Origin of the sequence: Halobacillus faecis (assembly GCF_007991335.1) — a bacterium.
Taxonomy (GTDB): Bacteria; Bacillota; Bacilli; order Bacillales; family Halobacillaceae; genus Halobacillus; species Halobacillus faecis.
In genome coordinates, this window is the sequence record NZ_BJYD01000024.1 from 166970 (window position 1) to 173548 (window position 6579).

The following is a 6579-nucleotide window of genomic DNA, read 5'->3' on the forward strand; positions in this document are numbered from 1 at the left end:
GCTAGTTACCTCCCGTTATAAAGTTCTGGTAGATATAGAGATAATGAAGGAACAAAGGTAATGATTAATAAGGATACAATCAAAACCAATAAAATTGGCAGAATCGCTTTTGAAATACTCTCAATTCTTGTTCCGCTTATATTAGAGGCAACGAATAAGTTGACGCCTACAGGGGGAGTAATGAATCCAATCGCAAGGTTTGCGACCAAGACGACTCCAAAGTGAACTGGATCCACACCAAGTCCCGTCACAACAGGCAATAAAATCGGTGCCAAAACGACAAGCGCTGAAATCGTATCAATGAATGCTCCGACAATGAGGAGTAAAATGTTAATTAAAAGCAGAATGACGAACGGGTTTTGCGACAGATTCGTTAAAAACTCAGCAATTGTCATAGGTACACGTTCGGACGTCATTAGGAAAGAAAACGAAATCGACAAGCCAATGATGATCATCGTCGCACCGTTAATGACCGCCGCCTCCGATAGAGAGTCATAGACATCTTTCCAGCTCAGTTCACGGTAAACGAACAGACCAACAACGATGGCATACACCACGGCCACCACAGCTGCTTCCGTCGGTGAAAACACACTCCCGTAAATTCCACCAAGAATGATGAAAGGAATGAGGAGCGCCCATTTCGCGTCCCAAAACGTGCGAACCACGTCCTTGAAAGAAAAAGACTCAACAGCCGGTTTGTAATCGTTCTTCTTTGAAATGACATAGGAAATGGCAAGCAGGCAAATACCGATAATGATTCCTGGAATAATCCCCGCTAAGAACATGCTTCCGACTGAAACACTTCCCACAACCCCATACAATACAAAGGGGATACTAGGCGGAATGATAACACCTATGGAACCAGAAGCCGCCGTAATAGCTGAGGCGAATCCTTCCCCGTAATTCCTGCGCTTCATTTCTGGGATCATAAACGAACCAATAGCTGCCACTGTGGCTGGCCCTGAGCCTGAAATAGCTGAGAAAAACATACAAGCCACAACCGTAACCATTGCGAGCCCTCCGACGATCCAACCGACAAGCGCACTGGCAAAGTTAAGAATCCGCTTGGATACCCCGCCCTTTCCCATTAAGATTCCCGCTAGCATAAAGAATGGAATGGCCATTAATGGAAAAGAATCAAGCGAAGTGAATGCTCGCTGAGCAACAATCGTCAAATTCATATTGGTTGCAAATAAAATGGTAAAAATGGATGATAACCCGAGAGCAATAGCAATCGGGACATTGATGATAATAAATAGAAACAACGTACCAAATAAGATTAATATTGTCATAATTGTTCACCTTCCGAAGAGGAATATTCTCGATTCGGATTCTTGATGAGGAGAATAAATTGCTGAATCAAACGGATGGACATTAACAAACCGCCTACTGGAATAGCAAGATACGCCCACCACATCGGGACTCTCATTGCCGGTGATACTTGTCCTTGCTCAATCAAACTAAGAATCACTTCACTTCCCACATAAGCAAGTGTCACTGCGACAAAGAACCAAAGCCCAAGCGCAACAACGTCTATGATCTTCCGGAATAAAGGAGGTAGCAAGTCCTTGAACATTTCTACTTTAATATGTTTGCCTTTGCGGACAGCGAAGCTTGCAGCAATCCACACCTGCCAAATATGTATGTAACGAGCCAACTCTTCTGTCCAGCTCATCGAATCGTTGAACACGTAGCGAGATACCACTTGATAAAAAATGAGAAGTACCATTAAGGCCATTGTGATGACAATGAGTATTTCTTCTAACCTTTCATCTATAAATTTCTTCATCGTGTCTCTCCTTTGATAATCACGCCTCTTTCAATTATTGAATCAATTACGAGAGTCGGGTGAGGCCAACTACCTCACCGCTCTCTCTTTTTTATTCGTTTGCTGCTTTCGCTTGTTCAATCAAGTCCGCACCGATTTCATCTTCGTATTCGTCATAAACCGATTGAGTCGCTTCAATGAATTTCTCCTTCTGCTCAGGAGTCAGTTCATTCACCTTCAACCCTTCGTTTTCTTGTAATTCTTTCAGGAATTCCTCATCCTGCTCGCTTGCGAGCTTACGTTGTTCGTCTCTGTAGGTTTCTGCTTCTTCTTGGAGAATGGTCTGTAGTTCTTCTGGGAGGCTGTCCATAAAATCTTTATTCATAAGTAGAATCGTAGCAGCGTAAAAGTGACCACTGACTGTCAAATAATCCTGGACTTCGTAGAATTTATTCGTGTAGACAAGGGATACAGGACTTTCCATCGCGTCGTATGTACCTTGTTGTAAAGAGGTATAAAGTTCACCAAAGGCAAATGGAGAAGCATTTGCACCTAAGGCATTGAATGTATCAGTATGGACAGGGTTTTCCATTGTTCTCAGCTTCAACCCTTCCAAGTCACTCGGAGTTTCAATCGGACCTTCATTATTGAGAATGTGGCGGAAGCCGTTCTCACCGAAAGCCAGACCCTTGAAACCTTCGTCTTCAAGATCTGTTAACAAAGAATCGCCAAGTTCCCCATCCAAAGCGGAATAAGCGGCTTCCTTTGTTTTGAAAAGGAACGGTAAATCAAACACCATGAATTTACTGTTGAAACCAGAAAGAGGGGCCACTGCGGGGATCGTCATCTCCAGATTACCCATTTGAACCGCTTCAATAGCTTCACGATCAGAAGCATATAAGGATCCGTTCGGATAGGCTTCGATTTGGAGTTGACCATCCGACCTTTCCTCCACACGCTCAATAAATGATTCCAATGCTACGTGTGTCGACTGTTCTTCACTGACGAGGTGAGCAACTTGTATTTCGTAGGTTTCCTCTCCTCCTTCCGAACTCGCTTCATCACTGCTACACCCTACCAAAGCAGAAGATACTAACAACCCAGCAATCGGCAATAACCATTTTTTCATCATTTAACTGCCTCCCCTTTATGATTGATAATTCTTTTCGTTACTTGTTGGATATGTGTCTCCATCTCTCGCTCTGCCTGTTTTGAATCATTGTTTTCGATCGCATCGATGACTCGGTAATGTTCCTCTACCGCACCGATGGCACTATCAGAGAGCGTACTCGTTAAAATTAAAAAGCGCTGAATCTGGCTGTTCAGATTCTCAATGAACTCTTTCAATTTCTTATTTCCAGAAATTTCAGCAATGTACGAGTGAAATGCATAGTCGAGATCAATAAACTTATGGAAATTCTGTTCATCAATAGAAGCCCGCTGCATATCTGACAATCGGCGCAGCTCTTTCACATCTTCCTCTGTGGCGAGGGTACATGCTAACCCCGCGGCCATCGACTCTAATCGCTCACGCACCAGTAAGAAATCATGTGCATTCTCTGGTGAAACCGAACTTACTCTTGCCTTACTTCCCTTTTTCACCTCCACAAGCCCTTCAAAAGCTAACTTTTTCAATGCCTCGCGAATTGGTGTCCGGCTGATTCCCAACTGCGAAGCAATCTTCTCTTCCGTCAAGTAATCTCCAGGAACAACTTCATTGTTGATGATGGATGCTTTAATCGCCTTGTAGGCTTGTTCCATCAATGTTTCTGTCCGAGCAATTCTTTCCACGAAAACTTCCTCCATTGTTTCAGTATTCTGTATCTCGTATTCTGTATACTGTATACAGAAATCTTAAGTCCTATTGTGCTATTCAATTGACTGAATGTCAATACTTTTCAGAAAATTTATACAATACACTGTTTTGCTTTCTTGAAAAATCTAAAAAAAGAAAGAGTGCGCCGAGACTACAGCGCACTCTTTTTCAACCTTTATTATTCCTATATTTTTTTATGCATTTCGCTTGTAAATAAAACAAAGGAAGCAAACTTAAGCAAATCAACGAGTATTTTAAAAAAGGGTTGGGGATCAGGAAGAATAACAGCGAGTAGACTAAAATCCATATAAAAATAACACAAAGGGTTATAAGACTTTTCCCATAGCATCCTCCCAGATTCTTAAGAACCTTACGAAAATATCTTATTGACCTTACTAATTTCTTTATCCGATAATCCAACATCCAGTGTCTTCAAGTTATCTACGACCTGCTCCGTACGTTTAGCTCCCGGGATCACCGCATCAATGGAAGGCTGATTCAAGTACCACGCTAAAACAATATGAGGAATCCCCACATTTTTTTCTTTAGCTATAGGTCTGAGCTGCTCCACCTTTTCTAGATTCCGCTTGAAATTCTCCCCCTGGAAAAGAGGGTTCTTCGCTCGGAAGTCATCAAAGGTCGTGTTTTCATTATACTTTCCGGCGAGCAGACCGGAGGCAAATGGAAAGTATGGAATGAAAGAGATCTGATTTTCAGCCGTGTAAGGAAGCATTTCCTTCTCCGCTTCACGTTTGAACAGGTTATATTCACCCTGAATGACATCTACGTATCCATCTTTATCCGCTTCTTTCAGTTGATCGACCGAGAAGTTCGATACACCGATGGATCGAATTTTCCCTTCGTCTTTCAACTCTTTCAAGGCACCTACCGCTTCATCTTTTGGTGTAGATTCATCCGGAAAATGAATGTAGAATAAATCAATATAATCTGTGCGGAGACGCTGCAAGCTATTTTCTACGGATTTTTTGAGAAAGTCAGGGGAATTGTTGAAGACGACATCTTCACCTTTGAACTGGTGAGCACCTTTTGTAGCAAGAATAGTGTCCTCGCGCTTGTATTCCTTCATCACTTCTCCAACCAGCTCTTCCGATCGTTCAGGACCATAGATAAAAGCTGTATCCAGAAAGTTCATCCCATGGTTGAGTGCTGTGCGAACAACATCCTTTCCAGCTTCTTCATCAAGATTCGGGTAAATATTGTGACCACCAACGGCATTAGTTCCCAGGCCTATTGGATTTATATACAAGTCATATTTCCCAAGTCGTGCATTTTTTTCCATTAAGCACATCTCCTTTATACTTGGTATTTCTTTTCCGTTCCACTACACAAGGCATTAAAAACACTCGGAGTCTCTGGAGCGCTTATAAAACAATCACAGCAGAAAAAAAGGAGCCACGCATGATAACGGATCATGCGTGGCTCCTTACTCAAATAAATGGCTGTTGGGATTATTTCGTAACCCGTTTCGCACCATAATATTTCGGCGCCCAATAACCATTTGTGTTCATGTTCGTCACAGTCACTCCTTTTGATAGAGTGACATGGACCACTTGTTCATTGCCAATGTAGATGGCTGGATTTAAGTAACTGGACTCAAAGAATACGATATCTCCTGGCTGCAAGTTCCCTTTATCCACTGATTCACCAATCTCCCATTGACTTTCTGCATAGCGGGGGATGTCTATCCCTGCTCCTTGCTTGTAGGCATATTGAACAAAACCTGCGGTATCAAATCCTTCAGGTGTTGCCCCGCCTGAGGAGTAATCAACTTCACCGATGTACTTCGTGGCTTCTGATACAATCGGGTTTTCTTTTGGAATTTCCAACCCTGTAAACCTTTTAACTCCCGTGAATTTCTCCTGCCAATACGCATCACTCAAGTAAGCTAATGTCACTTGCTTCGAACGGGAAGCATGAATGAACTTGCCGTCGCCTACGTAAATCCCATTATGAGAAATTCCTTCACGGTACGTATCGCTGAAGAAGATGACGTCTCCAACTTGAATGTTTTCAAGTGCTATATCCTGGCCAACAGACCATTGCTGATCTGTAGATCTTGGTAAGAAGATGTTTCTCGCTTCTTCAAATACGTAACGTGTGAATGCTGAACAATCGAACCCTTCTTCTGGAGTTTCTCCACCGAAGAGATACGGGATTCCAAGGTATTGGAGGGCTGTTGCAACAATATCATTTTCCTCAGCAATATCTGGACCTTCGGTTATTCTTCTTGCTGTTAAGAAGCGTCCACTCCAATAACTGTCTTTCTCGAAAGAGGTGACTTCTACACCTTCGGACACAGATGGGTGAACCATTTGGTCATCTCCCACATAAATAGCCGCGTGGGATACGCTCCCTTCTTCATCTTCAAAGTACAGAACGTCTCCTTCTTGAATTTGATCGCGTGCTACTTCATCACCATAGTCCAATTGGCTATCCAATGTGCGCGGCATAAGAAAGTCTAAGACTTGTGAAACCACATATTGGACGAATCCAGAACTATCGAATCCTTCTGGTGTCTCTCCACCTGTTTGGTGGGGAGATCCAATGTATTTCATAGCTTCGACAGCCAATTCATTCGTAGGATCAGGAATTTTCACTACAGGGGGTTCCTCCACACGTCTTGCTTCTGTATAGCGAGGACCCCAATAGCTGCTGCCTTCCATTTCTCCGACTACTACACCTTGAGAAACCGTTGGGTGAATGATCTTGTCATCTCCCCCATAGATCGCAACGTGCGTCAGACCGCTATCTTCATCTCTACTGAAGAAGACGAGATCGCCTTCCTGAAGGTCTTCCTTCGCGACAGGCTGACCAAGATCTGCCTGTTCGCCCACTGTACGTGGCAGGTCAAAACCTAGCGATTCATTAAATACGTATTGGACAAAACCTGAGCTATCAAAACCCTCTTCACTATCTCCACCATATTCATAGGGTGTTCCTATATGCGTTTCGGCCGCTTCTGTTAAAGGATGGG

The 6579-nt window shown here is 43.2% G+C and carries 6 protein-coding genes and 1 pseudogene; all 7 read right to left on the reverse strand.

Features of this window, described 5'->3' with window-relative positions; genetic code table 11:
• Window positions 1-5: 5 nt before the first annotated feature.
• Window positions 6-1292 carry a TRAP transporter large permease gene (locus HFA01_RS13700; RefSeq protein WP_146817173.1) on the reverse strand — a complete coding sequence of 429 codons (1287 nt, stop codon included), beginning with the start codon at window positions 1290-1292 and terminating at the stop codon, window positions 6-8.
• Window positions 1289-1789: a TRAP transporter small permease gene (locus HFA01_RS13705; RefSeq protein ID WP_146817175.1), complete on the reverse strand. Its 501-nt coding sequence runs from the start codon at window positions 1787-1789 to the stop codon at window positions 1289-1291. Before HFA01_RS13705 ends, HFA01_RS13700 begins: the two co-directional genes overlap by 4 nt.
• 91 nt (window positions 1790-1880) lie before the next feature.
• Entirely contained in the window at window positions 1881-2900 is a 1020-nt protein-coding gene (locus HFA01_RS13710; RefSeq protein WP_307725373.1) for a DctP family TRAP transporter solute-binding subunit, read from the reverse strand.
• The gene (locus HFA01_RS13715; protein WP_167506242.1) at window positions 2897-3559 is read right to left on the reverse strand and encodes a GntR family transcriptional regulator; all 663 of its coding nucleotides are present in this window, start codon (window positions 3557-3559) and stop codon (window positions 2897-2899) included. The genes HFA01_RS13710 and HFA01_RS13715 overlap by 4 nt, the downstream gene beginning before the upstream one ends.
• A 395-nt stretch (window positions 3560-3954) precedes the next feature.
• On the reverse strand, window positions 3955-4884 hold the full coding sequence (locus HFA01_RS13720; RefSeq protein WP_146817179.1) for an aldo/keto reductase: 930 nt from the start codon (window positions 4882-4884) through the stop codon (window positions 3955-3957).
• 169 nt (window positions 4885-5053) lie between these two features.
• Window positions 5054-6268, reverse strand: a complete 1215-nt coding sequence (locus tag HFA01_RS13725; RefSeq protein WP_443093385.1) for a C40 family peptidase — start codon at window positions 6266-6268, stop codon at window positions 5054-5056.
• Window positions 6269-6280: 12 nt separating this feature from the next.
• A pseudogene (locus tag HFA01_RS19265) lies at window positions 6281-6547 on the reverse strand (C40 family peptidase); the annotation flags it as partial.
• Window positions 6548-6579: the final 32 nt, after the last annotated feature.

Excerpts from the sequence above, each read along its gene's own strand:
- HFA01_RS13700 (WP_146817173.1), bottom strand. The coding sequence starts at position 1,292 with ATGACAATATTAATCTTATTTGGTACGTTGTTTCTATTTATTATCATC.
- HFA01_RS13705 (WP_146817175.1), bottom strand. The coding sequence starts at position 1,789 with ATGAAGAAATTTATAGATGAAAGGTTAGAAGAAATACTCATTGTCATC.
- HFA01_RS13710 (WP_307725373.1), bottom strand. The coding sequence starts at position 2,900 with ATGATGAAAAAATGGTTATTGCCGATTGCTGGGTTGTTAGTATCTTCT.
- HFA01_RS13720 (WP_146817179.1), bottom strand. The coding sequence starts at position 4,884 with ATGGAAAAAAATGCACGACTTGGGAAATATGACTTGTATATAAATCCA.
- HFA01_RS13725 (WP_443093385.1), bottom strand. The coding sequence starts at position 6,268 with ATGGAAGGCAGCAGCTATTGGGGTCCTCGCTATACAGAAGCAAGACGT.